A 26,432-nucleotide genomic window follows, 5' to 3' on the forward strand; every position below is an offset into this window, starting at 1 on the left:
CTATACCTTTTTTGAGCCATCTCTTTTTCACCACCACCATTCATTTTCGGGGTTGACTTTTAATAGTTAATCTTTCTTTTGAATCAAGTATGCTCCCTGGGCATTACAGCGTTTTCATCAGCAGATTGCGAACTTGTAAAAAATGCGGACGCAATCGTCCCTTCTCCGGGCGTCGACTCAAATCGCAGCTGGGCGTCGTGGGCCGCTGCGATGGCGCGGCAGAGGCTGATCCCCAGTCCTGCCCCGCCCTGTTCCCGGCTGCGCGCCTTATCCGGCCGAAAGAACGGATCTCCCAGGCGCTGTACGGTTTCTTGATCCATCCCACACCCTGTATCTTTCACCCAAAGGCGAATGTAATTTCCCGTATGCTCTGCCCCTAATTCCACAATGTCGCCCGGCGCGCAGGCTTTCAATGCATTGTCGGTCAGGTTGATCAGGAGGCTTTCCAGAAGGACTTTTTCTCCTTGAATGGTTCCCGCAAAAGAGGATTTAACTCGCAAATTTATTTGACGTTCCCGCGCCTTGGAGCGCATGGTGGAAAAGACAGCTTCCAACAAGAGAGAGACATCCACAGGCGCACAGACAGCCCTTTCACCTCGCAAAGCCGCCATTTGCAACAGCCGTTCGCTCATGGCTGCCAGCCGCCGCGTTTCGTCAATGATGTAAGAAGTTGCTTCGTAGCGCTCTTTCTCAGAAAGTTCCGCCCTTTGAACATATTCCGCATATCCGCCGATGGCCGTCAGCGGCGTGCGCAATTCATGCGCCATATTGTCCACCAGCTGCTGCTTGCGTTGTGCCGACTGTTCCAATTTTTCAATATTTTTCTGCACCTGATCCGCCATTTCATCCAGCGCCCGGGCCAACTGTCCTACTTCATCCTTTCCCTGCTGCTCACTGCGAGCGTTGTAATCGCCCTGCGCTAAACGGCCGGCTACTGCCGCCAGCCGTTCCATGGGGCGCGAAAGCCCCCGCAAAATGAGGTACAGCGCCACCGCCAAAAAAGTCAATACGGCCAGACCCGCCAGCACCAAAGTCCGCCAGGTTTGCGCCCATTGCTCAAAAAACGGTTCCATGTCATACGCGCAAATCATCGTCATTTCCTCCGGCGGACCGGGCAGTCGCGCCGCCACATACAGATAATGCCGTCCTTCCGAGATACGCACCGTATGAACCCGCTGCCCCTGTGCAGGCGGATCCGGCAGTTCGGCATCCGGTGCGGGAAGCGTATCCGCCCAGACATTTTCCCCTTGCTGTACTTTCAAGCCGCCTTGCTGCTGCGCTGCATAGTTGCGTGCCAACTGCGCCAGGGCCGCCGGGCGCCGCGCCTGCACCGCAGCAGCATCTGTGACAAAGCTTTGCGCGGTCGCGTGCTGCTGCACGAGCAGCTTCCCGCATTCCGACTCAAAACTTTGATTTTGGCTGATGAGCCCCAAGGCGGCAATGCTGCCGCACAAAGTCACAAAAAACAGCGCCAGCGTCAAAACATATGCCTTCTGCCAAAATTTCACGCGTCTTTCCGCTCCTTACTTTTTGTCATTCAGACGATACCCCAATTTATAGACCGTCTCGATTTGTTGTTCAAGTCCCAGCTTTTTGCGCAGGCGCTGTACATGAACATCTACTGTGCGTGTATCTCCCTCGTAGTCAAACCCCCAAGCCAATTCCAGAAGTTTTTCACGGCTGAGGGCTAAATTCCGGTTGCGAATCAACACATCCAGCAACGAGAACTCCTGCGGTTTTAATGAGATTTCTTCGTCTTTGCGCCAAACCTGTCGCGTATCCAGATCAATACGGCACTCTCCGATTTCAAAGTTTCTCTGCTGGGCGTGTGTCCTTCTTAAAACGGCTTCCACCCGGGCCAGAATCTCCAAAATCTCAAACGGTTTTACAATATAATCATCCGCACCAAGCCCCAGCCCGGCCAGACGATCCGACAGTCCCGATTTCGCCGTTACAAAAATCACCGGAAGCGTTTCGGGCAATTCCCGCTTCAGTTGAAATCCGTCCATTTTGGGCATCATCACATCTACAAGTGCCAGATCCAAAGATTGCGTGCGACACACCTCCAATGCCTCCCATCCATCAAAGGCCTGTACACACTGATGCCCCACCAGGTTCAAGTTGCGCCGTATCAGTTCATTGATTGTTTTTTCGTCTTCCGCAATCAAAATTTTAGCCATCTCAATCCCTCCCGCACCCCATTATAATCATTTTTGTTACAGAGTTATAGCCAAAACACATTCTGCCACACGAAAGCCGTCAAAACCGGTTTCCTTTTCGCCCCCTTTGTGATACACTTAAAAATGAAATGATTTTGAAGAAAGGTGTCCTCACCGTGCAAGTAATCGCATATTTTATCATCAGTCTCCTTGCCAGTATCGCCGGAGCGATTTGCGGCATTGGCGGCGGCGTCATCATCAAACCATCCCTGGATCTGTTCCATTTGGACAGCGTTGCCACCATCAGCTTTCTGTCCGGATGTACGGTGTTGGCTATGAGTTGCTATTCCGTCACAAAATCCATGCGTGCCGGAGAAAGCAAAATTGACCTGAAGATTGGCACGCCTTTGGCCATCGGTGCGGCGATTGGCGGCGTGGCCGGAAAACAGATGTTCAGTGTCATCAGCGCATCCATGCAGGAGACGGCCGGCGCCGTCCAGGCCCTCTGTCTTTTTTTGATTACGCTGGCTACCATGCTTTACACGCTGTTCAAAGCCCGCATTCACACTCGCAAAATTTTCAATTTATGGGTGTGCCTCGCTATCGGATTGGCCTTGGGAATCATGTCCAGTTTTCTCGGCATCGGCGGCGGTCCCATCAATCTGGTCGTATTCTACTTCTTCTTTTCTATGGACACCAAAACCGCAGCGCAAAACAGTTTGTATGTGATCCTCATCAGCCAGATTACCAGCCTGGCTTCCACACTGATCACCGGCAGTGTTCCGCCCTTCTCCTGGCTGAGTTTGATTTTAATGGTTGCCGGCGGCATCGGCGGCGGCATGCTGGGGCGTGTGTTCAACAAAAAAATGGACAACAAGGCCGTGGACAAACTCTTCCTTTGCCTGATGGTCATTATTATGGGCATCAGTCTTTACAACGTATTTCAATACAGCTGAAAAACAGCCGGCAGCGCAAAAAGCGCTGCCGGCTGTTTTTATACAAAAAAGAGGCCGCGAAAGCGGCCTCTTTTTTTAGATTTCGTACCAACGAATTTCATTGGCTTCCAGATTCAACTCAAACGAAGACCCGTCACCAGTGTAAACCGTCGTGCTCTGCGGTTCATAGGTATTGTTCACAACACAATATTTGCCATTCTTTACATAAGCATGCACTTCAACATTGAAGTTGGAAGAGAACCATTTGTGCAGTTCCTGCTCGTCGTGCGTCGCCCACAAGATAGACCGGTACAGAATCCGGCTGTTCTCAAAGCTGTACGGAAGGCCGCTGATGTAAACGGAACGCCCTTTACCGAACTCATTGACTGCCATCTGCAATTCCTTGTCTCTCTGCACAAGTACCTGTGCGCCTTCCAAAGCATACATCGACTTTTTGCCTTCGCCAAAATCAACCGGCTTGGTTGTGTCTGCAAGGATAAAATGCTCAGGATGCTCTTCCCAGTTATACTTATCGTAGTTCAGTGTAAAGCCCGTTTCCTTTTCAACGCCCATCACACCCGCAAGCTGCAGGAAACGGCCTTCATACTGGTGACCGGCAGGCTCACCCACACCAATGAAACCACCGCCGCGATGAATAAATCCCTTGATGGCAGATACCACATCGGCGTCTTCCCAAATCGATCCGCCTGTGTGTGCCGTGTCCGCATCACCCACGTTGATCAACACGTCGATGGAATCCAGCAAGTTCGGATCCGCCTTAATATCATCAAAGCTGATGAATTTCACATCGAACGGAGCGCCGGACAGCGCTTCAATAACGCCCGCATAGCTGTAATTCTGCTTCTGGTACAAAGCATGATGCACCATATGGCATCCCCAGCTGCGGCTCTTACCCCAGCTGTTTAAAACGGCTACTGTTTTGATGCAGTAAGGCGTTGTACCTTTAATATTTTCATACAGAACGCGGAACTCATCACATACGCTTTCAATATAATCAATAAACTCCGGGAACTCCAATGCCAGCTTCAAATATCCGCCATAGCCAATGCGGTCAATGGGCTTACGCAGAATGGCACGGCGGGCTGTGACCCAGTTTTCTTTGCCTTCTTTTACAGGATCTCCACCCTCATGGAAGGTATCCGGGAAGAAATACGGCAGAAAACGGCCTTCCGTGTACTTGACCCCGGGAATATCACTGATCAGGCGCAATGTGGAACCATTGCCCACGCTTCCCACCACTGCATCCAGTCCAATGGACTTGAACTCATCCATAAACGGCTCCGTTCCAATCCAGTGGTCGCCCAGGAACATCATCGCCTCTTTGCCCAGTTCGTGGGTGATGTCTACCATTTCCTTGGCAAGTTTCGCCACTTCACGGCGTTGGAAGGCCTGGAAGTCTTTGAATTCCTTGGACGGGACACGGTACTGGTTGTTGTAGTATCCCTGATCGATAATGTATTCCGGGCGGAATTTGTAGCCTACTTCCTTTTCGAACTGCTCCAGGATATACGGTGACACGGAAGCAGAATAGCCATACCAGTCCACATATTTTTCTCTTTTCAGTTCATCGAACATCAATGTGAACTGATGGAAAAACGTCGTATAGCGAATCACATTCACATAGGGATGCTCAGCAATAAATTTGCGCAGGCGCTCCATCGTGAACTTGTGCGTTTTGGGCTGACGCACGTCAAATGTAATCTGATGCTCAAAATTCTGCCAATTGTTGGTCACCGCATTATACATATGAACAGGATCCCAAATCAGGTATGCCAGAAAGCTGACCGTATAATCATGGAAGGCCGCCGGTGCCGGAATTTCCACACAACCGCTTTCCTCATTGTAAGACCATGCATCTGTGGGGACTACTTCGCCCGCTGTGCGGTCGATGACTTCCCACCAACGCTTGATATCATCGCGGGTATTGACCTCCATCAACTCGCTGGAAATCCCCTTCATCAGAGGAATCTCCAGCTTGCCGCCGGTAGCGGTGTAAAAGCCTGTCATGATGTAGCACTGCTGCACTTCATCCGGATTCGCCTTTGCCCAGGCATTGTCTTTTCGTGTGGTGTAATAGGTGGAATAAATTTTTGCCCCCACCTTCGTCAGTTCTTCGGGGAACTCCGTTCCGTCGCAATCACGGATCGCATCCGCACCCCAGCGTTTCAAAATATCAATCGTCTCCGGCACAATGTCCAGGTTGGTCGGGATCGTAACACGACCAGTCAATTTTTTATCACTCATAAGTTGCCTCCTTACGGGCAGTTCTAATTTTTTATTCACCACTGTTTCCAGGGACGAATTTCCGGTGCCGCTTCTCCTGCCTGCAGCATTTTCTGCTTTAAAATCTCTGCCAACTGGGCCCGCTTTTGTGCCCAGGCCGGGTCTGCAGCCAAATTATTCTGCTGATAGGGGTCATCCTTCAGCACATAGAAGAACTCTTCATAGTAAACATCGCTGCCTGACACGGCATATCCATCGCCCTCCGCACGCACGGAATAGGTGTACTCCGGGGTGCGAATCGCACGTCCTACGCGGCTTTCACTGATCTGCATAAACGCCACGTCTTCCCACTCCATCTGAGGATTCTGGGCCAGCGGCCGCAGGCTGCGTCCCTGAAACTCATCCGGCTTTTTAATTCCGGCACAATCCAGCAATGTGGCAGGCAAATCCAGCAGGCTGACCACATGCTCAACGGTCTTTCCGCCTTCGAAACCGGGTCCTGTTACAATCAGCGGAATATGAATAGATGCATCATGACAAGTTCGTTTATACTCCGCCTCAATTCCACGCGTAATAAAATGGCTGCCATGATCCGCTGTGTACACCAAAATGGTATTTTCCCACATTCCCTGCTCTTTCAATGTATCTACCAGACGTCCTACATTATAGTCCAAACTGTGGCAGCAGCCGAGATAATCCGGATAATTTTCTTTCCAGTTACTGATATCCGTCCCATCCGCATGCGCATCGGAATATGCTTTCAAGTCTCCCGGAACTTCAAAATCCGCAAATTTCGCCTTGCTTCCATCCGGACCCTCATAACGTCGGCGGTCATTTTGATGATGCGGCTCAATCTGGCTGACAAACAGGAAAAACGGCTCGGAATTTCCTTTTCGGGTATGCAGGAAATCAATGGCGAAGTCATTGATGCAGTCTGCACGATATCCCGTAAACGGTACTCGTTCGTTGTCTGCATTAAAAACATATCCGTTGTATCCATGGCTTGTAAATTCCAAAACATCAGATGCCATCCAGTAGTCTTTGTAGCCGCCGCGGCGGTCCTGCGGGATCGCGCTCGTCTCGTAATTCAGGCCTTGGGGACGATCCGTTGCCAGATGCCACTTTCCTACATAAGCCGTTGCATATCCCGCCTCGTTAAAGCACTGTGCCAACGTTTTTACATTGCCGAACGGAAGCGCAATTCCGTTGATGTAGCATCCGGTCTGAGTAGCATATTTTCCCGTTTGCAAACAAGCTCGAGCCGGGCCACAAACCGGCTGACAGGTAAATGCATTTTCAAACCGGGTGCCTTCTTTTGCCAGCTCGTCCAAATTGGGCGTCACCGGAAGTTTTTGGCCATAGCACCCCAGCGTATCCCAACGCTGCTGGTCGGAAAAATAGAAAATAATATTGGGTCTTGCCATATTTACTCGCTCCCTGCGGCTTTAGCACAGCCGCAAAAAATGGGGCGCCCCCTCCGCCAGGAGGCAGAGCGCCCTTGTCTGTTTATTTGTAGCCTTTGTTATAGATTCCCAAAAGCACCAATACGCCAGCCAGACCGACCAGTTCAATTCCCAAACCAGCGATTCCGGTAGACAAAGTGCCAGAAGAGCCAAAATTATGTCCGAAAACGACCAAAACCAGGCAAAGAACAAGCGCTACCAAACCGACCGCAATTTTTACTTTTTTACGCGTATATTCGTTCATATCAGCGCCTCCTTAACCCTTCAAACCGCCGAGTGTCATACCCTGCGTCAATTTTTTCTGAACGCACATATACAGAATCAGCGTCGGGATCATGACCATTACCATGCCGGCATACATCTGACCATATTCCGCTTTTGCATTCTGTGCTTTCATCAGGTTCAAAAGTCCAACCGGCAGAGTACGTGCACCATTGGGGTCAGTCAGCATGGTCATGGAGATGATATATTCGTTCCAGTATGCCAGGAACTCAAACAGAATCACCGTGATAATGCTGGGTTTCGCCATCGGAAGAATGATGCGTACCATAGTCGTGAAATAGCCTGCGCCGTCCACATAAGCAGCCTCTTCATAATCCTTGGGAAGTGTTGCCAGATAGCTGCTCAGCAGATAAATGGTAAAGGGCAACGTCGTGGATGCCAGCACCACAGAAACCATAAACGGATTGTTCAAAAAGAAGCTGTGACCAAAGATGCTCTTAACAATTTTATCGCCGGAGACAAACATCAGGAAAATAGGAACAACAATGTAGCTGACGTTGATGAACAGCCCCGCCATAAAGCAGGTGTTCAGCAGCTTGCTGCCGCGGAATTTGTAACGGCTGAGGACATACGACGCCGGAAGTGCCACAATCAGCAAAATAGCCAACGCAATGGCAGTGATCATAACGGATGTGAAGAAATAATCTCCCATACGCGCCTTTGTCCAGGCATCCACAAAGTTCTGTAGATAAAATCCCTGCGGAAGTGCAAAGGGGTTGCCATAAAATTCAGAGTTCTGTTTTACAGAGGCCATGAAGACCCACGCGACAGGAATGACAATGGTGATCGTCAGAATTACCAGCATAATGTAGATCACTGTTTTGCTGACGGCGCCGGTCTTTTCGCCCACAATTTTTTCTCTCTTATTCATAGAATCGCACACTCCCTTCCCTTAGAATTCCAGCGGCTCGCGCTTGGTGACCTTATTTACAATCGCAGCCAGTGCGAAGGAGAAGCTAAAGACCACAACGCCGACCGCCATACCGTATCCGTATGTGGAGTTCGTGTAAGCCTGTTTGTACATATAACTCAGGAACACTTCCGACGCGCCATCCGGGCCGCCGCCGGTCATTGCCTTAACAAACAGGAAGCTCATATTGATATTGGAAATGATGAAAAACGTAAGCGTTGTGCGGATATTGGTCCAAATCAACGGGAGCGTAATGGAGAAAAATTGACGCGTGCGAGATGCGCCTTCCAGATTAGCACTTTCGTACAAACTTTCAGGAATGGCAGACATACTCGCCATATACATGACCATATAATAACCAATCGCCTGCCATACCATTGCAATGGCCAAGCTGTAAATAACCAGTTTCTGATCACCCAGCCAATAAATGGGATCTGCATCTCCACGGAACAGGCTCAAAAAGTTATTCAAAAGTCCGCGATTGGAATCGTAAATCGCGCTGAAAATCGCACTGATTACAACAACAGACAAAATATTCGGGATGTAAAAAATAATGCGGAAAAAGTTTTGACCCACCAGTTTTTCCCTTGTGAGCAAGGAAGCAAACAGCAACGCAAACGTAATTGTCACCACTGTGACCAGTACGATCAGCAAGATGCTGTTACGGCAGGAACGATAGAAGTTCTCATCCTGAAACAGTGTTACAAAGTTATCCAGCCCAACAAATGTTTGGTTCGGAGAATATCCGCCCCATTTGAAGAGAGACATACGGAAAACATTAAATGTGGGGATTACAAGGAAAATAAATGCCAATATGGTCGCCGGAGCCACGCAGGCTACGATAAACCGGCTGCGCGCCTTGTTCTTTTGCATTATGCCATCTCCAATCCATTCAAAAAGCGGTGAGCAAAAGGGCATTGTCCTTCTGCTCACCGCTCGGTTTACCTAATTACCTACGCGGCAGACACAAGACCGTGCCGCCTTGTTCAATTCGGTTCGCCTTAATATTTCTTTCGATTATTGCAGAGCCTCACGCAGTGCGGCGCAGGATTTCTGAACAGCCGCTTTCCAGTCGTCCACTGTCTTGGTTCCGTTTACAACGCTATCCATGGTGAAGCAAACGTCTTCCTTGATGTTGACACCCTCAACCGGAGTGGTGGTAGCAAACGTACCGATGGCTGCTTTCGCGCCATTGTCGTACACGCTGTAGTAAACCTTGTTGTCATCAGACAGTTTGTCGGTCATGCCAGTAATGGGCTGCACGGCACCAGCCTCAGCAAAGATGTCGGCCGCTTCATCGCTGTACAGGAAGGTCATAAAGACTTTTGCCAGTTCTTTATTCTCTGCACCGGCAGGAATCCAGCACTGCTCGAAGAAGGTGTAGCTGTAACGGTCGCCGCCTTCTTCCATGGCAGGCAGAGCCATGAATCCCCACTCAAAGCCTTCGGCGCGAGGAGCATCCGCCATCTCACCGATTACCCAGTTGCCGTTGGGCATAAACAGGGCCTCGTTGTCCAGGATCATCTGCTGGTTCTTGGTGAAGTTGTCGTTATTCGCATAAGAAGTGGTAGCAGGGTTAGTGTTCTCAGCCAGCTTACCCAGCACTTCGAACATCTGATCCATTTCAGCACTGCTCCACACTTCCTCGTCATACTGCAGAGCTTTGTTGAAGAACTCCTGCCCGCCGACTTCAGCCATCATCGCATAGGTGAAGGCATCCAGATAGCCAGCCACCGGATAAGTGAACAGAGGAATGTCGGTCTGATCTGCCAGAGCAAAGAACTCATCCCAAGTGGTGGGCAGTTCCAGATCGCCGCCGCCCTCAGTAAAGTTTGCTTTGTTGTAGAACAAACCGCAGGGGCTGTAGAACATGGGCATCATGTAAACTTTGTCATCGCCATAGGGGTTGGTGGTCAGGTTGCCCGTAAAGCCCGAGATAATCTTCTCGCCAACGGTCATATCCTCGCCCAGGACGTTCATGCTCAGCACGTCGGTCACTTCTTCGATGGCGTTCTCTTTCAGCATGGTTTCGGGAAGAGCTTTCTCACGGCCAGCCGCCAGATGAACGACATCATAGAACTCGCCGGCTTTCATCTGAGGATCGATGACATCCTCCAGGTTCTTGTCCATGGTCAGTTCCACGGTCGCGCCGGTTTTTTCTTCAAACGCAGCAGCAACCTTTTCCCACATCTCGGTGCCGTAAGCAGTCTCGATGGCGGCCACTTTCAAAGTCTGACCAGCATAATCGCCAGACGCGCTGGCAGTAGAACCGGAGCCCTCTGCAGTAGAAGCTGCAGTGGAAGACGACGTGCTGCCGCCACAAGCTGTAAGCATGGAAATGCTCAGGCCCAGCGCCAACGCAAGTGCAAGAAACTTTTTCATTGGTTACCTCCTTAATGTAACAAAAACATGCTCTTTCAGCAGCAGCCTAAAAAACTCTTTCTGCTGCTCATCCAGCATTTTGTCTGTCATCCAAACCGGATGAACTCTCTGTAATTCCAGCATACGGGTTTACGCAAAATGTTTCAAGACAAAAGTTGCTGGTTGTTTTATAAATATTGTCTTCTTGTATATTTTGTATTCTTTCTTATAACCCTTTTGTCATTTTTTATACATATGATCAACAAAGAAACTTGATTAAATTTGTGCACATTTGTTTTCAGGGGTTTTTGCATTCAATTTGCACAAAAAGAGCGTTTTTTTTCTATTTTATCCATTCATCTTGCTCACGAGAGCATTTTACTGTATACTAGGATGCAGAGAAAAAACAATGTACAATCTTTGTTTTTTTAAAGTATGTGACTGTCCTTTTCACATATCTACGACAACATTCTACATCTTTTTCTTTCGCAACATCCATAAATCGCGTTTTATCGTTATTCCAATCTCAAAAAGGAGTGAGAAACGCCTTGAGCAGCAACTGTTACGGCCTGCAGGATCCCAGTGCGCGCTTGAACGATTCCATTGAGCTGCTGTACGTGACGCGTTCCCGCTATGGCGCAGATTGGCACAGCATCCCGCATACTCATTATTTTACAGAATTGTTTTATGTGATCAGCGGTGAAGGGAGCTTCCAAATCGAAGACATGCGTTTTAATATCCATCCCGATCAACTGATTATTGTCAACCCCACAATTGAACACACAGAACTCTCGCAGGGCAATCAGCCGCTGGAATATTTCGTGGTGGGGCTCTCCGGGCAAAATTTTGTGGCGCCCGGCTCTTCTGAGACACGCTACGTCAAACTATCCTGTGCGGCTCAGCGTGAAGAATACCTATTTTATTTTAAGGCAATGATGCGGGAGCTGACGGAAAAAGAACCTTCCTACGAAGCAGTGTGCCATAACCTTGCCGAAGTTCTGGTGGCAAAGCTGATGCGTCAAACCATCCACAGCAATCTGGGGCAGGAGTCCCGAAAGAGCAGCAAGGAATGTCTAAAAGCACAGCGCTATATGGATGAACATTTTAAAGAAAACGTCACCTTGGACATTTTGTCCGAGCTGACCCACATGAACAAATATTATCTGGTTCATGCATTTAAGCGGGAATTGGGGTGCAGCCCTATCAACTATCTCATCAACCGCCGCATCCGGGAAAGCGAATTTTTATTAAAAACCACGGACTATTCTGTATCTCAAATCAGCCAGCAGCTTGGTTTCTCCTCTCCAAGCTATTTCAGCCAGAGTTTTAAAAAGATGGTCGGAATCGGACCCTCAGAGTACCGCAACGCCGCACAGAAGGAACCGTCTGCGGAAAACTAATTCTTTCGTCGCTATACCATTTCATTGATAGAAAAATCAAAGGAGTGTTTTATTATGAAAAAACCGATCTTAGTTGTTATGGCAGCAGGCATGGGCAGCCGTTACGGCGGTCTGAAACAGATCGATCCTGTCGGCGCCAATGGAGAAGCTATTCTGGATTATTCTCTGTTTGATGCCCGCCGTGCCGGTTTTGAAACCGTGGTCTTCATCATTAAGCATGAAATTGAAGATGACTTCATTTCCATGGTCGGTAAACGCGTAGAAAAAAGCGGCATGGAAATCCGCTATGCGTTCCAGCAGCTGGACATCCTGCCCGAAGGATATTCCGTCCCGGAGGGTCGCGTAAAACCCTGGGGCACCAGCCACGCGATTCTGTCTGCCTCCAAACAGATCGATGCCCCCTTTGCAGTGATCAACGCGGACGATTACTATGGTCCGGAAGCCTTCAAAGTAATTTTCGACTATCTGTCCACTCATGAAGACGACGCACAATATGAGTATGCAATGGTCGGTTATCAGCTGCAAAATACCGTAACGGACAACGGCCATGTGGCCCGCGGAATTTGCGTGACAGATGCGGACGGATATCTGGATTCTGTCACCGAACGCACCCGCATCGAAAAATACGAAGGCGGCATCCACTTCAGCACGGACGACGGTGAGAGCTGGACGGATGTCCCCGGCGATACCACTGTTTCCATGAACCTGTGGGGCTTTACCCCCAGCTTCGTAGGTGAAGCACAGTCCCGTTTTGCTGCTTTCCTGGACAAAGCCCTTGTGGAGAATCCCCTGAAGGGCGAGTATTTCCTGCCCAGCGTTGTCAGCGAATTGATTGCGGAAAACAAAGCGCGCGTGCGTGTACTGACCAGTTCTGACAAATGGTATGGCGTCACTTATAAAGCGGACAAACCGGTTGTAATGCAGGCTATCGCAGAGAAAACCGCTGCCGGCTTGTACCCTGCCCCTCTGTGGAAATAAAGAAAGGACCGCTGAAAATGGAAAAGACTGCTGAACAGGTTTTACAGGAAGCTTTGACCGCATGGGACTGGAATGCCCTGGTAGTAGGAGCCGTCCGCTACGGCGCGGGTCATATCAATGATACATTTTGCGTATATACACAGACCGACAACGGCGACTGTGTGCGTTATATTCTGCAGCGCATCAACACCAACACATTCCGTGACCCGGACGCTTTGATGGAAAACATCTCGGGCGTCACCGGTTATCTGCGCAAAATCATTGAGAAAAACGGCGGCGACCCCATGCGCGAAACCATGAACGTGATTCCTACCCGTGAAGGGAAATCCTACTATGCGGATTCCGACGGTGGCGCTTGGCGCGTATATACCTTTGTGGAAGACACCGTCTGCCTGCAAAAGGTCGAAACTCCGGAACAATTTTACGAAAGCGCCTACGCTTTCGGTAATTTCCAGCGTCTTCTGGCTGACTACCCTGCCGACACCCTGCATGAGACCATTGCGAATTTCCATAATACCGTATGGCGTTATGAAAACTTTGAAAAAGCGCTGGCGGCCGATGCGTGCGGACGCGCCAAAGAAGTGCAGGCGGAAATTGATTTTGTAAAAGCGCATAAAGATGACTGCGCCGTTATGGTGAATCTTTTGAAGGAAGGGCGTCTGCCTCTGCGTGTTACGCACAATGACACCAAGCTCAACAACATTCTGATGGACAAAGCATCCGGCAAAGGCATCTGCGTGATCGATCTGGACACGGTAATGCCTGGTCTTGCTGCCAACGATTACGGTGACTCCATTCGATTTGGCGCCAACGATTGTGCTGAAGACGAGCGGGATCTGACCAAGGTAAACTTCAGCCTGCCTCTTTTTGAGACCTATACCGAAGGATTCCTCGCTGCCGCTGGCGATGCCCTGACCGACCTGGAAAAAGATACGCTGGTCTGGGGTGCCAAACTGATGACTCTTGAATGCGGAATTCGTTTCTTGACCGACTATCTGGAGGGAGATCACTATTTTAAAGTTCATCGCGAAGGCCACAACCTGGATCGCTGCCGCACGCAATTCAAACTGGTGAGCGATATGGAGAGCCATTGGGATGAAATGAAGGCCATTGTAAAAAAACATTCCTGAAGATTTTAAAAGCGAGGAGCGTCCGGCGTGGGCGCTCCTCCCCTTTTTTGCTTTCTGAAAGCGGCTTTCCTTGACAAAATCCGTTCTTTTATTATACAATAGAGTGTCTGCAAAATTGTAATATTTGAACAAAAAGAGGATTCGATTTTATGGAACAAAACAATTTGCGTAACATCGCGATCATTGCGCATGTTGACCACGGCAAAACCACCCTGGTGGACCAGATGCTGAAACAATCCGGCGCTTTCCGCGACAACCAGCAAGTAGCCGAGCGCGTCATGGACTCCGGCGATATCGAGCGTGAGCGCGGCATCACCATTCTTGCCAAAAACGCGGCCACCTACTACAACGGTGTAAAAATCAACATTGTCGACACCCCGGGCCACGCGGATTTTGGTGGTGAAGTGGAACGTGTTCTGAAAATGGTCAACGGCGTTTTGCTGCTGGTGGACGCGGCAGAAGGCTGCATGCCTCAGACTCGTTTCGTCCTGCAGAAAGCTTTGCAGCAGAATTTGTCGCTGGTCATTGCGGTCAACAAAATTGACCGTCCGGACGCGCGCATCAAGGAAGTTATTGATGAGATTTTGCTTCTTTTGATGGATCTCGGTGCAACTGATGAGCAGCTGGACAGCCCCATGGTGTTCTGCTCCGGCCGCGACGGCACCGCCAGCTACAGCCCGGATGTTCCCGGCAAAGACTTGGAGCCTCTTTTTAAAACCATCCTGGAATACGTCAAGCCGCCGGTCGGCGATCCCACCGCTCCGTTCAGCATGCTGTGCTCTTCCATTGACTACAACGAGTTCGTGGGCCGTATCGGAATTGGCCGTGTGGAAAACGGAACTATCAAAGTGGGCCAAGACGTTGCTGTTTGCGACTGGCACGACAAAGATCTTGCCAAACGCGGCCGCATTACCGCCCTTTACAGCTTTGAGGCCAATGGCCGCACTCCCATCCAGGAAGCTGCTGCCGGCGACATTGTTGCGTTCAGCGGCCTGACGGATATCAACATCGGCAACACGCTTTGCACACCCACGTTGGTTCAGCCCCTTCCCTTTGTAAAAATTAACGATCCGACTGTTGAAATGACGTTTGCCGTCAACGACAGTCCGTTTGCGGGACGCGAGGGAAAATTTGTCACCAGCCGCCAGATTCGTGATCGTCTGCACAAAGAGCTATTGAAGGACGTAGCCCTGAAAGTGGAAGATTCCGCTACAACCGAAAGCTTCCGCGTCATGGGCCGCGGAGAGATGCACCTCTCCATTTTGATTGAAACCATGCGTCGTGAAGGTTACGAACTTCAGGTTTCCCCGCCTAAGGTTTTGACCCACGAGGAAGACGGAAAAGTGATGGAACCCATGGAGCATGTGGTGATTGACGTTCCTGTGGATTATCAGGGCAGCGTGATGCAGAAACTGGGCGCCCGCAAAGGCGAACTGGTTCAGATGGCTCCGCTCGGAACCGACCGTATGCGCGTGGAGTTCCGGATTCCGTCCCGCGGCTTGTTCGGATATCGAAGCGAATTCCTGACTGATACCCACGGCGAAGGAATTCTGAACACCATCTTTGACGGTTATGACGAGTGGAAAGGCGAACTGCCCACCCGTTCCACCGGCAGCCTGGTCAGCTTTGAAACTGGCGTGGCAGTCACCTACGGCCTGTTCAATGCGCAGCAGCGTGGAACGCTGATTGTGGAACCCGGTGAAAAAGTGTATGAGGGCATGGTCATTGGTTACAGCCCTGCCGGCGACGACATGAGCGTAAACGTCTGCAAAACAAAACACCTGACCAATACGCGTGCATCCGGCTCGGACGATGCTCTTCGTCTGGTTCCTGTTTCCAAATTCAGTTTGGAAGAAAGTCTGGAGTTCCTGAAACCGGATGAACTTTTGGAAGTCACACCGAAAAGCATTCGCATTCGCAAACGGATTCTGAATCACGAAATGCGCATGAAAGCCATCAAAGGCGGAAAAGCCAACGCATAAAATCAAAGAGCAGCGCCTGCGGCGCTGCTCTTTTTTCATAAAATAAAAGCGGCCGCTTGAAACGGCCGCTTTTGCTTTTAATGAGAATCCGATTCGGGATCCACCACAATAACCGGCGAATCCTCTTCCTCTTTTTTATCCTGAACGCTGGCGTTTTCCTCCGCCTTTTCTTTTTCCGTGTTCCGCGTATCCAGCGAACCACCGGACATCAGCGTGCGGAACTCGTCACCGGAAAGCTTTTCACGCTCAATCAGCGCCTGCGCCACAACGTGGAGCTGCTGCATATGCTGCGACAGCTGCACACGCGCAGTTTCAAAGGCCTCGTCCAGCATCTCACGAATTTCCGCGTCGATTTCAGAGGCAACCTCTTCCGAATAGTTCCTGCCGGCCCCCAGATCTCTGCCCAGGAACGTCTCGCTGGGATTTCCGCCGTAAACCACGGGGCCCAATCGCTCCGAGAAGCCATAGCGCATGACCATATTGCGCGCAATGGCCGTAGCACGTTCCAAATCGTTGGAAGCACCGGTTGAAATATCATCCAGCACCAGTTTCTCCGCCACGCGACCGCCCAGCAGTGTGACGATCTCATCTTCCATCTGCTTTTTGGTCACATAGTTCTTATCTTCCTCCGGCAGGCTCATGGTATATCCGCCTGCCATTCCGCGAGGAACGATGGAAATTTCGTGCACGGGGTCAGCTGTTTCACTGTAATAATGAGTGATGGCATGACCCGCCTCATGATAAGCGGTCAGCTTCTTTTCCTTTTCCGTTACCACACGGCTCTTCTTCTCGGGACCTGCGATCACCTTGATGCTGGCCTCTTCAATGTCTCTTTCCGTAATGGCCTTGCGGCCGCGCTTTGCCGCCAACAACGCCGCTTCATTGACAAGGTTTTCCAAATCAGCGCCTGTGAAGCCAACCGTTGACTTTGCAATGGTCTTCAGGACCACGTCCGGAGCCAGCGGCTTATTGCGAGTGTGAACCCGCAAAATCTCTTCACGGCCTTTTACGTCCGGCAAGCCCACATAAACCTGACGGTCAAACCGACCCGGACGCAGAAGCGCCTTATCCAGAATATCTACCCGGTTGGTGGCCGCTACCACGATAACGCCCTCATTGGCCCCGAAGCCGTCCATTTCGACCAGCAGCTGGTTCAGCGTTTGCTCGCGTTCATCATGGCCGCCGCCCAAGCCTGTACCGCGCTGCCGGCCCACCGCATCAATTTCGTCGATGAACACAATGCACGGAGCAGTCTTTTTCGCCTTATCAAACAAATCACGCACACGGGATGCACCTACACCCACGTACATCTCAACAAAGTCAGAACCGGAAATGGAGTAGAACGGCACGCCTGCCTCACCAGCACAGGCGCGGGCCAGCAACGTTTTACCTGTGCCCGGAGGTCCGACCAGCAGGACACCATGGGGAATGCGTGCGCCCAAAGAATTGAACTTTTGCTGATTTTTCAAAAATTCAACAATCTCCTGCAGTTCTTCCTTCTCTTCGTCCGCACCTGCCACATCCTTAAACGTAGCCTTACGTCCCTGATCAGCCTGGTCTTTTACTTTTGCACGTCCTACGTTCATGGCCTTGCCGCCGCCGGACTGCATATACATGAAATAGTAGAAAGCAGCCATTGTCAGAATAATCAGCACAATGAACGGAAGCATGGTCAGCCAAAACGGTGTTTCGGCTGCCGGCACAATATCATACGTCATCGGACGATCCGGATACTTGGCATCGTGGATCTCGCGATATTCATCCAGCTTATCCACAATCAGCGAAGCTCCTGCCAGCTTATAATCAAGCACAGCGTTCTTGGAATTCGTCTGTGTCTGGCTGGTGCTTCCGGAGAAAATCCCCTGCCATCCGGATGCATCACCGGTCGACTGAGAAAGCTTTCCTTCCTCTTTCAGTTCCTGCGTCGCACTTTCGGACAGCGTGATCTCCAATGTGCCGCTGTTCATATCCAGCGTAAAATCGTCGACTTCGCCGCTTTCAAAATAATCGACAACCTGGGAATAGGTCATGGTCTGCGTATTGCTGTCCGGTCCGCTGAAGATGAAGAACATCAGCAGCAGGCCCAAAATCGCAATAATCAAAAGGCCATTCGTATTTCTGCGTTTATTCAAATTCGTTTCACTCCTAAACCGCTCAGGCAGCGGAAGTCAATCAGACGGAATACACTTCCGGCTTGAGAATGCCGATATACGGCAAATTGCGGTACTTCTCGTCGTAGTCCAAGCCATAGCCGATCACGAACTCATCCGGCACGGAGAAGCCCACATAGTCAGCCTGCAAATCCACCTTGCGGCGGCTGGGCTTATCCAGCAGAGTGGCAACCTTGATGGAGCGGGGACCGCGGCTGGCCAGCAGTTCTTTGATATAGCTCAGGGTCAAACCGGAATCCAAAATGTCTTCCACGATCAAAATGTCCTTTCCTTCCAAAGGCACATCCAGGTCTTTCACGATTTTCACTACACCGGAAGACTTCACGCCGGAGCCGTAGCTGGATACAACCATGAAATCAATCTCCGCGGGAACGTCGATCTCGCGCATGATATCCGCCAGGAATACCACTGCCCCCTTCAGGACAGTGACCAGCATCAAATTGGAATTTTTATAATCTTCCGTAATCTTCTTGCCCATCTCTTTTACTTTGGCATGAATTTCTTCTTCGCTGAGCAAAACCCGCAAAACGTCTTCTCGCATATTATCCTTCATCTCTTTGTGCCTCCATCTGCCGCAATGTAATTTTCACGGCTTTTTTTGTATCTGCCGTGATTGCAAGGCCTTCTGCAAAGCCAAAGTCTGCCGCCCACAGCACGCGGCTCCCCTGCGCCAAAACCGGAAGCACCGCTCTCATCACAGGAGAAATTTTTGCCTGAGAATATAATTTTTTCAACGGTTTCGAACACCTGCAGCCCGGCGGAGAGAACAAGTCTCCCGGCCGCCTGGTTCGGAACTGCGCTGTCCTTAATATTCTAGCACAGTCCGCATAAAAATTGAATGCTTTTTCTTCATCTTTTCCCAAAACAACCACATTTTCCACCGGAAAAAACTCAATTTTAAGAAGCAAATTTCCCGGCAGCGAGAAAGTGCCTGGTTCCAGCGGAAGCGTCCACTCTTCCTGACGGATCTTCGGTGGTTCCAGGCGCAGCCTTCCCTGAGAAACCCGAAGCACACAGTTGGTCCCGATCTGCAGTGCTCCGCCCTTGCGCAGCACATCATACGCCTGATCGGTCAGCGCAGTTTTCTCCTGTTTTTCCTTCTGCGCAATCAGTTCTGCGAGGGCTGCCCGGCACACGACCGAAGGCGCTGCCCGCATGATTTCAGCATCGTATTCTGCGCCGGAAAGCCGGGCTTCGCACAAAAGCTTTCCCGCCTGTTGAGAAAGATATTCGGACAGCTGCTCCATATTGGCCGCAAAGCGCGCCAATGCCTGGACAGCTCCGGGCCGCGCCCGTTCAAGGGCCGGCAGAACCTCCCAACGAATGGCGTTGCGCGTATAGTTGCAATCCAGATTGGTGCTGTCCGTCCGATATGGAAGTTCTTTTCTCTCCAAATAGTCCAGAACTTCCTCCCGGGATACTTCCAGCAGCGGTCTCACAAAAAAGCCGCGAACCGGCGGGATGCCCGCTGCTCCCTTTACCGCGCTGCCGCGCGCAAGATTCAGCAGCACCGTCTCCGCCTGATCGGAACGGGTATGCGCCGTAGCCACCCGGGCATGATGTTTTTTCGCACACTGTTCCAGAAACGCATAGCGCTCTGCCCGTGCCCATGCCTCATCTGCGTGATCACGCGGCGGGACCAGCACGATCTCGTCCAATTCCACATTCCAGCGGGCACAGACACTGCGCACAAAACAAGCGTCTTCTTCTGCCTCAACGCCCCGAATTCCATGGTTCACATGTGCCGCGCGCAGACAGAGATTCCACTCCTCACGCTTTGTACATAAAAAATGGAATAATGCCATTGAGTCTCCTCCACCGGAAAGAGCCACAATGACAGTATCCCCATTTTGAAACATTTGATGTCGCCTGATGGTCTCAGGCACCTTTTTTTCAAGCTTCATGTGTAAAATCCATATTGGTAAAGCGCGTGTGCGCACCATCCCATGCAAGTTCGACCGTTCCTACCTCACCATGGCGGTTTTTCGCCACAATGCATTCCGCTCTGGCCGTATCTCCCTCTTCTTTGTCATAATATGCCTCGCGGTACAAGAACAGCACTTCGTCCGCGTCCTGCTCGATGGAACCGGAATCGCGCAAATCACTCAGCATCGGCCGATGATCTGTCCGGTTTTTCTCCGCACTACGGGAAAGCTGGCTCAGCGCAATAATGGGCACATTCAGCTCTTTTGCCATAATCTTCAGATTTCGTGTGATCTCGCTGATCTCCTGCACGCGCGACTCGGTCCGCTTGCCGGTGCTCATCAGCTGCAGATAGTCGATAATAATGACTCCAATATCCGGTTTGGACGGATCCTGATTGACACGCCGGATTTTTGCCTTCATCTCCGGAATGGTGATATTGGAAGTATCGTCCAGATACATATTGGACCGCGCCAGAACTTCGGAAGCACGCGCCAAAAATTCCCAGTCCGTCGTGGAAAGTTCGCCTGTGCGGAACGCCTGACTGCTAATTCCCGCCTCGCTGGACAAAATGCGGCTGACAAGCTGATCTTTTGTCATCTCAAGGCTGAACACCGCAACCGGCACTTTCTGCTTCTTTGCCACATTGGTCGCAATGTTCAGAGCAAAAGAAGTTTTACCCATACCGGGGCGTGCGGCCAAAATCATCAGGTCCGACCGCCCCAGGCCGCCGGTAAGCATCTTATCCAAATATGTGAATCCCGTTGGGATTCCCAGATACTTGTCCTTGTTTGGTCCGCTGATCTCCTGCAAATGCGCATAGGTATCAATAATAACACTGCTGATCGGCGTCAGCGCATTGGAATCTCTGCCGGAGCGAATTTCGTAAATCTTTTGCTCGGCACTTTCCAAAAGAAGGTCTGCATCCGGCTCCTCCGCAGACTGCTCCAAAATGGTTTTCGCTGCCTGCATCAGTTGCCGAATCCGATATTTCTCGCCGATGATTTTGATGTAAGTGTTGACATGCGACAGAGACGGAACCGTCTCTGCGATTTGCGTCAGATAAACTTTGGCTTCATCTTCGGTAGGAAAGATGCCTGCATCCTGCACCGCCGCCAAAAGCGTGACGAAATCCACCGGCGCGGAGCTGGTAAACAAACGGACGATCTCGGAAAAGATCTCTCCGTTCTGGCGGGCATAAAACATCTCCGGGCGCAGATTTTCCACCATCTGCGGAATGATTTCCGCTTCCAGGATCGCAGCACCCAAAACCGCCTGCTCTGCCTCCATGTTATAAGGCAGATTCACCCCCAGCGATTCCAGCGAAAGGTCCAACCCACCGCCATATTGATTGCCTGCCACCAAAAATACCTCCTCCGGTGCAGATTACTCTTCTACACGAACGGTCAGTTTTGCCGTCACTTTCGGATAAACTTTCACCTCAACGGGATAGGAACCAAAGTTTTTGATCTCCGACTCCAGGACGATTTTGCGTTTGTCCACGTTCTCCCCGACTGCCTGGCTCAACGCAGCGGCAATATCCTTGCTGGTAACCGAACCGAACAAACGTCCGCCCTGTCCTGCACGCGCTTTCAGAACCACTGTCTGGCCCGACAATTTTGCCGCCAGCGCCTTTGCCGCCGCCAGCTCTTCCTCGGCATGATGCTGCTGCGCAGCCGCCTTGGTCTTCACCTCATTGATTGCCGTTGCATCCGCAGGGACCGCCAGATTGCGCGGGAACAGGAAGTTGCGGGCGTAGCCGTCCGACACTTCATATACGCCGTCCTTTTTTCCAATTGCCTTTACATCTTGTTTCAATACGATTTTCATGACTGATTCTTTCCCTTCCGCCTGTGCCTGAACGCAGGCCGCATTATTTTCCGTTTGTATTATTTTTCATTGCTTCCGCTTTACGCCGGTTTTCCCGGTAATCCGCGATGGCATCCAGCAACCGATGCTTGGCGTCCTCCAGCGTGCAATTTTTCAGCTGCGCCCCCGCCATGGTCAGGTGTCCGCCACCGCCCAGAGCTTCCATAATGACCTGCACGTTGACTTCTCCCATACTGCGGGCCGATATCGTGATCTGTGTACCTGTGTCCACAGCCACAAAGCTTGCCTGAACACCGTTGATGGTGAGCAAATCGTTGGCAGCCTGCGGGATCACCACGCTCATTTCTTCCGGAAGATTATCGGCAAAGACCACTGCACATCCCATGTAGATTTCCGCATCGGTCACAAGCTGCGCTTTGTAAGCATAATCCTCAAAGGAAGAATTGAACAGCTTTTTGACTTCCTGGGTCTGCGCACCCATGCGGCGCAGGTAAGCCGCAGCTTCAAACGTACGCACACCTGTGTGAAGTGCAAAATTTCGGGTATCCAGCATAATCCCCGCCAGAAGAGCCTGCGCCTCCAGCGGCTGCAGCCGGTTTTCCTTGTCCGTATCCAGATACTGAAGCAGTTCGCTGACCAGCTCCGATGCACTGGACGCATAAGGTTCATGATAGAAAATCACACTGTTGTCGATATGGCCGACACACTTTCTGTGATGGTCAATCACAACCACGTTCTTCGCCCGCTCATACAGCGGCGCGCACTCCAGAAGATATTTCACATGAGTATCTACAATGATTACCAGTGTGTTGGCGTCCATCGCATCCACCGCGTCATCCGGCGAAATAAAGTCCGTTCCCCTGCCCGCCTTACGAAACTCTTCAATCAGGTTTGCCGCGAGGCTTCTCTCCTCATTCACTACAATACAGGCAGGTTTGCGGCAAATCCGGCAGAAGCGCAGCATTCCGATCGACGCGCCAACCGCATCCAAATCGGAAGACTTGTGCCCCATAATCAAAACGTCACTGCTTTGCGCGATCAGGTCTTTGAGCGCCGCCGCAATGATGCGGCTCTTCACCTTGCTTCGCTTCTCCACACTGCGGGAAACGCCGCCGTAAAAATCAAAGCCCTCTTTGCTTTTTACCGCCGCCTGGTCACCGCCGCGTCCCAGCGCCATATCCAACGCCTGCACTGCCATTTCATAGCCTTCCTGCAGCGTGGGCGCAAGACGACCAACGCCGATGGAAAGCGTGACCGCGGCATTCTCATCTCCGATTCCGCGAACGGTGTCCAAAATGGAAAAGCGATTCTGAACAATTTCATGCATGTGCCGCTCTTCCACTACCGCCAGATAACGGGACGTGCTGACCCTGCGCAAAAAGCCCGTGGTCGTGCCGATGAATTGATCCAGCGCATTTTCTACAGCCCCGATGATGCGGGTCCGCTCGCTTTCCTTCAGCTCCTTGAGGATCTCATCGTATGTATCCAGCGCGATCATCAGAACCGACGGTCTCGTGGCCAAGTATTCTCCGGCCTGCCATTTCAGCTGTGTATTGTCCACAAAATACGCGACAAAAAGTCCGTCGCCGATTTCCACCCCGCTGCCGTATACCGTATAGCGGCGGGAGCCGAACTCGAAGTTCTGTCCGTTCTTTTCCTTGGCCAGTTCACACATAAAGCCGGGAAGCACTTTGCCGACCGGAAGGAGCATAGTGTCCTCACCGCCCAGAAGGTCATCCCGAAACGCATCGTTATACCAGGCGATCCGCCCGCCGGAAAGCACCAGGACCGGTATTTTCAGCGCCGCATATCCTGCCTGGGTTTCTGTTGTCTGCGTCCCGTGCAAAAGCTTGGTCATCTTTCGGCGGAAAAGGCGAATGTTCAAATAAACACCCAAAAACACCAAAAGAATCAGCACGGCTACCGGAATCAAAAAGACCGGTTTTACCACCGCCAACGCAATTCCCAGTGCAATGCAGCTGATTGACAAAACAACCAACATGATGTCCAGCGCAACAATGCGTTTCTTCATGGAAAAGACGCTCCCTTCAGCGTCCGCCTCGCAAAAACGAGGCGGACGTCACAATCACACTTCCATTAAAATCGGCAGGATCATGGGGCTGCGCTTGGTTCTCCGGTAAAGATAGGAAGAAACCGTTTCACGAATCCGGGTCTTCACATTCCCGAAGTCACGCATATCCTGCGCACTGATTCCCGCCAGCGCATGGCAAACCTGTTCCCGAGCGCCCTCAATCAATTCCTCGCTCTCACGGACATACACAAAACCACGCGTTACAATATCCGGACCCGCCAGCACCTGTCCGCTGGCACGGTCCACCGTAGCAACCACAATGACCAGCCCATCTTCCGAAAGATGACGGCGATCCCGCATCACAATGTTACCCACATCGCCCACGCCCAGGCCATCCACCATAACCGCCCCTGCGGTCACCGGTTCGCCCAGGGCCAGCGCATCACGTGACAAAATGATGCAGTCACCGTTTTCACCAATGTAGATGTTCTTTTCCGGCATTCCCAGCGAAGCAGCCGTCATGGCGTGCTTTTTCAAATGCTTGAACTCGCCGTGAACCGGCAGGAAATACTGCGGATTCGCCAGCGTCAGCATCAGTTTTTGCTCCTCCTGGCAGGCATGGCCCGAAACGTGCACGTCATACATGGATTCGTAAATCACTTCCGCGCCCAGCCGCAAAAGGCCGTTGACCACTTTTGTCACCATTTTTTCGTTGCCCGGGATCGGAGTTGCCGAAATAATGATAAAATCGCCCGGGCCCACACGAACATTGCGATGACTTGCCGATGCCATGCGGGACAGCGCACTCAGAGGCTCGCCCTGGCTGCCCGTAGTGATAAGAACAATTTGCTCCGGCGGATATTTGTTGATCGACTCAATGTCAATCAACACATTGTCCGGCGCGTGCAGATAGCCCAGTTCCAGGGCCATCTCGGTATTGTTGACCATACTGCGGCCTGACACCGCCACCTTGCGGCCGGAGCGAACCGCCAGATCGATGATCTGCTGAATCCGATACAGATTGGACGCAAATGTGGCAATGATGATTCGCTTTTTCTCCGCGCGCCGGAACAGTGTGGCAAAAGTTTCTCCAACCTTATGCTCTGTGGCGGTAAAGCCCGGACGTTCGGCGTTTGTAGAATCCGCCAAAAGCGCCAAAACACCTTTCTTGCCATACTCCGCAATCGTGGTAAGGTCCGTCGGCCCATCGGAAATCGGCGTATAATCGACTTTGAAGTCACCCGTGTGGATTACAACGCCCGCCGGGCACTCAATGGCAAAAGCCACTGCATCCGGAATGGAATGGTTCACATGGATCGGCTCCACCGTAAAGCACCCCAGCTTAATCTTCCGGCGCGGTTCGATCTCGTGCAATTTTGCACTGGAAGCCAGCCCGTGCTCCTCCAGTTTGTTCTTGATCAGTCCCAGCGTAAGCCGTGTCGCATAGACGGGCACATTAAACTCCCGCAGAAGATACGGCAAACTTCCAATGTGGTCTTCGTGTCCATGCGTGATCACAACACCCTTGATTCGGTCTTTGTTCTGCAGCACAAACGTAAAATCAGGAATCACCAGGTCAATTCCGTACATATCGCTGTCCGGAAAGACCAGTCCACAGTCCACCAGAAGCATGTCGCCCTGGCATTCGTAGAGCGTGATGTTTTTTCCGACTTCTCCCAGACCGCCCAGCGGGTAAATCTTCACCGGAATCGCCGGCTCCCCTGCATTCTGCGCAGACTGACGGCGGCGCGAATGATGCCCGCCGGCCGGCCTTTTACGCTGCGCCGGCTCGCTTTGCTTGGCCGCCGCTTTTTTGGGCTGCTCTCTGCGTGTTTTTGTTCCCTTTGTCGTGGTTTTTACAGATGTTTTTGTTTTCTCGTTGCTTGTTTCCGTTGTACTATTCATGCATCCTCCATTCCCACACAAATTGTACAGAATCCTCGCATCATGCGTTTGACAAAACCTCCGCCGTCCCCAACCGGGCGCAGAGTCTCTTTTCTGTACAGAATCACGAAACGCTCTGCCGCTGCGCACGGCCAGATGTCGTTCTCGCATTCTCTGTGTGTATTCTTATTTTTACAAAATATCAACAGCGGCTGTCCGCCGTGCATTCCTCAGTTCGTTCATCGGCCGTTTCGTCCTGCGGCCCAGTGAAATACAGAAGTATGATTCTATTATAATACCTTTATTATGCACTTTCGTCAAGTTAAGCTGTTCTGTGTTGTAAGTATTGGATAAAAAGTATCCCTTAAACCACTCTGATACGGGTTTACATCATCTTCCCTTTTCCATATAATATAGTAAGTGCGATTTTTTGTACGCGCGAAAGGAGCATCGGATTGAAACATATCACCATTTATACGGACGGCGCCTGCAGCGGAAACCCGGGTCCCGGCGGTTGGGGTGCCATTCTGGATTATAAAGGACAGCGAAAGGAACTTTCCGGCGGAGAGGCCGAAACCACCAATAACCGCATGGAATTGACCGGCATCATTCGTGCGCTGGAATGTTTAAAAGAACCGTGCGATATCACTTTTTGCAGTGACTCCAAATACGTAATGGATGGGCTTTCCAAAGGCTGGGCCAAAAGCTGGCGTGCCCGCGGCTGGGTAAAAAGCGACAAAAAACCCGC

21 protein-coding genes are annotated in these 26,432 nt (G+C 51.2%); 6 read left to right on the plus strand and 15 right to left on the minus strand.

Features of this window, described 5'->3' with window-relative positions:
* Positions 1 to 83: 83 nt before the first annotated feature.
* Complete coding sequence (locus tag WMO24_RS01715) at positions 84 to 1,508, minus strand: sensor histidine kinase (protein ID WP_349214451.1); 1,425 nt, start codon at positions 1,506 to 1,508, stop codon at positions 84 to 86.
* A gap of 15 nt (positions 1,509 to 1,523) precedes the next feature.
* Entirely contained in the window at positions 1,524 to 2,180 is a 657-nt protein-coding gene (locus WMO24_RS01720) for a response regulator transcription factor (RefSeq protein WP_349214452.1), read from the minus strand.
* Between the two features lie 155 nt (positions 2,181 to 2,335).
* Here WMO24_RS01720 and WMO24_RS01725 point away from each other — a divergent pair, with 155 nt between their 5' ends.
* Positions 2,336 to 3,115 carry a sulfite exporter TauE/SafE family protein gene (locus WMO24_RS01725; RefSeq protein ID WP_349214453.1) on the plus strand — a complete coding sequence of 260 codons (780 nt, stop codon included), beginning with the start codon at positions 2,336 to 2,338 and terminating at the stop codon, positions 3,113 to 3,115.
* Positions 3,116 to 3,190: 75 nt separating this feature from the next.
* Here the strand turns inward: WMO24_RS01725 and gnpA are convergent, their stop codons facing one another.
* The 6 genes from gnpA to WMO24_RS01755 all read right to left on the minus strand — a co-directional run bounded on the left by gnpA (position 3,191) and on the right by WMO24_RS01755 (position 10,375).
* Positions 3,191 to 5,359, minus strand: coding sequence for a 1,3-beta-galactosyl-N-acetylhexosamine phosphorylase (gene gnpA, locus WMO24_RS01730; protein WP_349214455.1), 2,169 nt, complete (start codon positions 5,357 to 5,359; stop codon positions 3,191 to 3,193).
* Between the two features lie 35 nt (positions 5,360 to 5,394).
* Entirely contained in the window at positions 5,395 to 6,762 is a 1,368-nt protein-coding gene (locus WMO24_RS01735; RefSeq protein WP_349214457.1) for a sulfatase family protein, read from the minus strand.
* Between the two features lie 82 nt (positions 6,763 to 6,844).
* Positions 6,845 to 7,045 (minus strand): DUF6903 family protein, encoded by a 201-nt coding sequence (locus WMO24_RS01740; protein WP_349214458.1) that lies wholly within the window; start codon positions 7,043 to 7,045, stop codon positions 6,845 to 6,847.
* A gap of 12 nt (positions 7,046 to 7,057) precedes the next feature.
* Positions 7,058 to 7,954 (minus strand): carbohydrate ABC transporter permease, encoded by an 897-nt coding sequence (locus WMO24_RS01745; RefSeq protein WP_349214460.1) that lies wholly within the window; start codon positions 7,952 to 7,954, stop codon positions 7,058 to 7,060.
* Positions 7,955 to 7,975: 21 nt separating this feature from the next.
* Entirely contained in the window at positions 7,976 to 8,866 is an 891-nt protein-coding gene (locus tag WMO24_RS01750; RefSeq protein WP_349214462.1) for a carbohydrate ABC transporter permease, read from the minus strand.
* Between the two features lie 144 nt (positions 8,867 to 9,010).
* Positions 9,011 to 10,375 (minus strand): carbohydrate ABC transporter substrate-binding protein, encoded by a 1,365-nt coding sequence (locus tag WMO24_RS01755; protein ID WP_349214464.1) that lies wholly within the window; start codon positions 10,373 to 10,375, stop codon positions 9,011 to 9,013.
* 527 nt (positions 10,376 to 10,902) lie between these two features.
* On the opposite strand from WMO24_RS01755, the gene WMO24_RS01760 reads away from it, so the two are divergent.
* The 4 genes from WMO24_RS01760 (at position 10,903) to typA (ending at position 15,844) form a co-directional block, all read left to right on the plus strand.
* A complete protein-coding gene (locus WMO24_RS01760; protein WP_349214465.1) occupies positions 10,903 to 11,754 on the plus strand; it encodes a helix-turn-helix transcriptional regulator in 852 nt (283 codons plus the stop codon).
* Positions 11,755 to 11,808: 54 nt separating this feature from the next.
* A complete protein-coding gene (locus tag WMO24_RS01765) occupies positions 11,809 to 12,732 on the plus strand; it encodes a nucleotidyltransferase family protein (RefSeq protein ID WP_349214467.1) in 924 nt (307 codons plus the stop codon).
* A 17-nt stretch (positions 12,733 to 12,749) separates the two neighbouring features.
* Positions 12,750 to 13,862: a phosphotransferase enzyme family protein gene (locus WMO24_RS01770; RefSeq protein WP_349214478.1), complete on the plus strand. Its 1,113-nt coding sequence runs from the start codon at positions 12,750 to 12,752 to the stop codon at positions 13,860 to 13,862.
* A 149-nt stretch (positions 13,863 to 14,011) separates the two neighbouring features.
* Entirely contained in the window at positions 14,012 to 15,844 is a 1,833-nt protein-coding gene (gene typA / locus WMO24_RS01775; protein WP_349214468.1) for a translational GTPase TypA, read from the plus strand.
* Between the two features lie 77 nt (positions 15,845 to 15,921).
* On the opposite strand, the gene ftsH is transcribed toward typA, so the two are convergent.
* The 7 genes from ftsH to WMO24_RS01810 form a co-directional block, all read right to left on the minus strand.
* Positions 15,922 to 17,976: an ATP-dependent zinc metalloprotease FtsH gene (ftsH, locus tag WMO24_RS01780; RefSeq protein WP_349214469.1), complete on the minus strand. Its 2,055-nt coding sequence runs from the start codon at positions 17,974 to 17,976 to the stop codon at positions 15,922 to 15,924.
* Positions 17,977 to 18,016: 40 nt separating this feature from the next.
* Positions 18,017 to 18,568: a hypoxanthine phosphoribosyltransferase gene (hpt, locus tag WMO24_RS01785; protein ID WP_407878786.1), complete on the minus strand. Its 552-nt coding sequence runs from the start codon at positions 18,566 to 18,568 to the stop codon at positions 18,017 to 18,019.
* Positions 18,558 to 19,958, minus strand: a complete 1,401-nt coding sequence (tilS, locus tag WMO24_RS01790; RefSeq protein WP_349214481.1) for a tRNA lysidine(34) synthetase TilS — start codon at positions 19,956 to 19,958, stop codon at positions 18,558 to 18,560. The genes hpt and tilS overlap by 11 nt, the downstream gene beginning before the upstream one ends.
* Positions 19,909 to 21,228, minus strand: coding sequence for a replicative DNA helicase (dnaB, locus tag WMO24_RS01795; RefSeq protein WP_349214483.1), 1,320 nt, complete (start codon positions 21,226 to 21,228; stop codon positions 19,909 to 19,911). Before dnaB ends, tilS begins: the two co-directional genes overlap by 50 nt.
* A gap of 96 nt (positions 21,229 to 21,324) precedes the next feature.
* Positions 21,325 to 21,768, minus strand: coding sequence for a 50S ribosomal protein L9 (gene rplI, locus WMO24_RS01800; RefSeq protein WP_349214471.1), 444 nt, complete (start codon positions 21,766 to 21,768; stop codon positions 21,325 to 21,327).
* 43 nt (positions 21,769 to 21,811) lie between these two features.
* Positions 21,812 to 23,800, minus strand: a complete 1,989-nt coding sequence (locus WMO24_RS01805; RefSeq protein ID WP_349214472.1) for a DHH family phosphoesterase — start codon at positions 23,798 to 23,800, stop codon at positions 21,812 to 21,814.
* Between the two features lie 54 nt (positions 23,801 to 23,854).
* Positions 23,855 to 25,705: a ribonuclease J gene (locus WMO24_RS01810; protein WP_349214474.1), complete on the minus strand. Its 1,851-nt coding sequence runs from the start codon at positions 25,703 to 25,705 to the stop codon at positions 23,855 to 23,857.
* A gap of 434 nt (positions 25,706 to 26,139) precedes the next feature.
* Here WMO24_RS01810 and WMO24_RS01815 point away from each other — a divergent pair.
* On the plus strand, positions 26,140 to 26,432 hold a 293-nt coding region (locus WMO24_RS01815), incomplete at its 3' end, for an RNase H family protein (RefSeq protein ID WP_349214476.1).

The sequence above is a fragment of the Ruthenibacterium intestinale genome (assembly GCF_040096265.1).
Classification (GTDB): domain Bacteria; phylum Bacillota; class Clostridia; order Oscillospirales; family Ruminococcaceae; genus Ruthenibacterium; species Ruthenibacterium komagatae.